4 protein-coding genes are annotated in these 3,811 nt (G+C 55.7%); all 4 read left to right on the top strand.

Annotation, left to right across the window (positions count from 1 at the left end):
• On the top strand, positions 1-921 hold a 921-nt coding region (locus tag QGH09_08500; GenBank protein ID HJO18223.1), incomplete at its 5' end, for a glycoside hydrolase family 3 N-terminal domain-containing protein.
• 59 nt (positions 922-980) lie between these two features.
• Positions 981-2,312, top strand: coding sequence for a Gfo/Idh/MocA family oxidoreductase (locus QGH09_08495; protein ID HJO18222.1), 1,332 nt, complete (start codon positions 981-983; stop codon positions 2,310-2,312).
• A gap of 224 nt (positions 2,313-2,536) precedes the next feature.
• The gene (locus tag QGH09_08490) at positions 2,537-3,370 is read left to right on the top strand and encodes a DUF4159 domain-containing protein (GenBank protein HJO18221.1); all 834 of its coding nucleotides are present in this window, start codon (positions 2,537-2,539) and stop codon (positions 3,368-3,370) included.
• Positions 3,371-3,426: 56 nt separating this feature from the next.
• A partial coding sequence (locus QGH09_08485; protein ID HJO18220.1) for a hypothetical protein occupies positions 3,427-3,811 on the top strand: 385 nt, incomplete at its 3' end.

Below are 3,811 nucleotides of genomic sequence, written 5' to 3'. Positions count from 1 at the left end.
GTCACCAACGGCTCCGACCTGCCAGCGAGTGTCGAGCCGGCTTTAGCCACCAACTGGGTGCGTGAGCACCTTGGATTCGAGGGGGTGTTGACAACCGATGATCTCTGGTACGACAAGGTGGTGGACCGATTCGGCGCGGAACGGGTCAGCGTTATGGCGGTCAAGGCTGGCCACGACGCCCTGCTCAAACCACTTAACGCAATTAAAGCGATTGCCGCTCTTGTTGAGGCCGTCGAGAACGACGAGATTCCAATAGAGAGGATTAATGATTCAGTGCGTCGTCTTCTCTATTGGAAGGCTCGATTGAATCTCCATCGTAACCGGTTCGTAGACCCCTCCCAGATCGATTCAAAAGTGGGCATCCGTGCCCACCGCGACCTAGTGCGCGACGTGGCTGACCGGTCTTTGACCGTTCTGGTCAATGATGGATTCTTGCCAACGAATATGAATGCACTCGGCAACATCGTCCACATTTCAATCCAAAAGGCCCAATATCAACAGGCCGCGCTGGATGTTGCTACGCACCTCCAGCAGACGTTGCCCGTCCGTCGAACGTTCGCACTTGGACCGAACGTAGATCCAGCAATCTATTCAGAAGTGGTAGCCGCAGCACGTGAGTCGGATACCGTTATTGTGTCGTTGTTCAATCCGCGCTCCGTCTACATCGACAATGGCCCGCTCCGGTCAAAGGACGTCGCCCTGGTCCAGTCAGTGATCGCTGCGAAGCCACGTTCCACTGTGGTTATGTCTTACGGCAACCCATATTTGGTGGATAGTACACGTGGTAGTGCTGCCTTCATTGTGGGCTACGGTGAGGGTGGCTTCTATGGGAACCAGTTTGCGTACGCCGAGTCCTTCGCTAAGTTACTCAAGGGAGAAATTCCGGGTTCTGGCACACTACCTATTAAACTGCCGAACTAAGGTTCTCCGGTTTTACCGCGAACGTAAGATCGCACATTGCTTGTTGGGGAGATAAAAGAATGGTTCACTCACGACGCCGTTTCCTCACACACTCCGCTACCGCCAGTGCGGGGGTCGCGATGCTGTCCCCTGCTGACTTGTGGGCTATGCAGTCTGCACCCACTGACCGAATCGGAATCGGGGTCATTGGCTGCAATGGAATGGGGTTTTCAGACCTCAGTTCCTTACTCAAGCTACCCGAGGCCGAATGCGTTGCGCTCTGTGATGTAGACGCGAACGTCTTAGGCAAACGCTCCAAGGAAGTTGAAGCGATGACCGGCGCAGTGCCAGCGCTCTATGGAGACTTCCGCCGACTACTTGAAAATCGTGATGTAGACGCTGTCGTGATCGGCACACCCGACCACTGGCACTGCCTGCAGATGATCATGGCCTGTGAAGCCGGTAAAGACGTCTACGTTGAAAAACCTCTGGCAAATTCGATTGAGGAGTGTCGGTTGATGGTAGCTGCCGCGAAGCGCTACGACCGTGTTGTGCAAGTCGGCCAGTGGCAACGCAGTGGGCCACACTGGGACGATGCTATTGCGTTCCTGCGGTCGGGCAAACTTGGGCGAGTGCGCACTGCACGAGCCTGGGCCTACATGGACTGGATGCCTCCCGTGCCGATGGTGCCCGACGGCCCCGCGCCACCAGGCGTCGATTACGACATGTGGTTGGGACCGGCACCGAAACGGCCGTTTAATTCGAACCGATTCCATTTCAATTTCCGCTGGTTCTGGGACTACGCGGGTGGTCTGATGACCGACTGGGGCGTCCACCTCATCGACATCGTGCTTTACGGAATGAATGCTACGGCGCCTCATTCGGTCGTGGCAAGCGGCGGGAAGTTCGCCTATCCAAACGATGCCGAGGAAACACCAGATACATTGCAGGCGATTTACGAGTTCGACGGATTCTCAATGATCTGGGAACATGCGGTCGGTATCGGCCTGGGTCCCTTCCAACGTGACCACGGAGTTGCGTTTGTTGGTAACGAGGGCACGTTAGTTGTTGACCGTAGTCGGTGGCAAGTTTTTCCCGAAACAGGCACCGAAGCCGGCAAACCTTTCTACAAAATGGACCCGGTCCCCGAACATCGAGCACTACCAGGCGAGGGCGGTCTCGATCAGCACACCAAGAACTTCATCGAGTGCATGAGAACGCGCGAGCAGCCTCGGTGCAACCCTGAAATCGGTAGCCTTGCCGCAGTCAACGCACACTTGGGTAATGCGGCGTTCAGAACGAACCGTAAGGTTCATTGGGATTCGTCGGTTCAACGGTTCCGTGACAACGACGACGCGAATCGGCTACTCACACCAACCTACCGTGAACCGTGGCACTTGCCGAGGGTGTAGCCTTCGTGGATTCAGGCCATGATGAACTGGCCTGATCCCTACAACCCCAGTTGGGAGCAGCTTGCCCCGCAGGTCGGTTCACCGAACCAGTCCGGCCGCGGGAGGACTCAACACCGACCACCCGAGCAGTCGCCTGTTCGTTAGAGAGGGCCGATCAATTAGGTATCCAAGCAGATCGGCCGGTTGTGTTACGCTGCCGCTACAACGGACTCCCGGAGCTTCCCTTGCAGCTATTTTCCTGGCAGAACGTGGCCCTCGGTGTCTTCGTCGCAAGCCTCTGGCTTAGCGCAATATTACCTGCCTGGCAGCGTGTCGAAGTCGATGTCAGTATTGCTCCGCCCGCCGGAATGCAGCGCCTGGCCGATTACGCTCGTCAGACACTCCAGCATCCAGTTGGTCCATGGGAATTTTATTTCACTCGCGCGATCTACAGTGGTGGCAGAGGCCGACGCTGGGGTTCCAGGTGGAGCACTGACTACCCGAAGGCTGACCTGCAGTTCATCTCAATTCTGCAGCGCGTAACGAACCTGGGTGTCTACCAAGGTCAGAACGCGATACGGCTCAACGATCCCGACCTTCGGCGGTTCCCGTTTCTTTATGCACTCGAGGTCGGCTCCATGACAATGACCGACGAAGAGGTAAATGGTCTTCGTGCTTACCTGGAGGCCGGCGGGTTCTTACTCGTCGACGACTTCTGGGGCACTTGGGAGTGGCAAAACTTTGAAACAGAAATTCGGCGGGTGCTACCAGAGTACCCAATCGTCGATGTGCCACTCGACCATCCGATTTTTAATATCGTCTATGACATCGACGAGGTCGTGCAAGTGCCTGCGGTGAACCGTGCTGTCTACGGGGGACCGACCTGGGAGCGGGACGGCTACGTGCCTGAAACCCGTGCCATCTTCGACAAAGATGGCCGCATGATGGTTATGATCAACTGGAACACCGACCTAGGTGATGCGTGGGAGTGGGCTGATAATCCTTATTATCCGCTTCACTTTTCAACCTACGCATTTCAAATGGGCGTAAATTTTATTGTCTATGCTATGACCCATTGAGAGGCCACGGTGGCCTCCGGCCGTTACTTGGAAACTAGAGAATAGAGATAACAAACGTGTTCGAAACCCTTTTCGAACTACTCTTCAAATACCGACCACTGGTCTTTAGGCAAGGTGACTTTGTTCTCGCCTCGCCGTGGTCACTTCTCCTCATCAGCGTAGTGATCGTCGTAGGCACAGCTGTCACACTCTCGACCTACGCCCGTGCCCGGGGGAAGAGCACGCCGGTCGATAGGAACATCCTCTCAGCCCTTCGGCTTATGGCTCTGGCCACCGTGGTGTTTTGCCTATTCCGTCCGGTACTAGTGCTGAGTTCGATCGTGCCGCAGCAAAACTTCCTCGGTATCTTGATCGACAATTCACGCAGCATGGAAATCGCTGATCGTGACAATGAGCCTAGACACACCTTCGTCGATCGGAGCTTTGAATCGGAGACCAGCA

The organism is Vicinamibacterales bacterium, from assembly GCA_036012125.1.
Lineage (GTDB): Bacteria > Acidobacteriota > Vicinamibacteria > Vicinamibacterales > UBA823 > UBA11600.
This window is presented reverse-complemented; position numbering and strand designations above follow the sequence as displayed.

What these genes read in the sequence shown, in the direction of transcription:
- QGH09_08495 (HJO18222.1), top strand. Translation starts at nt 981, where the DNA reads ATGGTTCACTCACGACGCCGTTTCCTCACACACTCCGCTACCGCCAGT.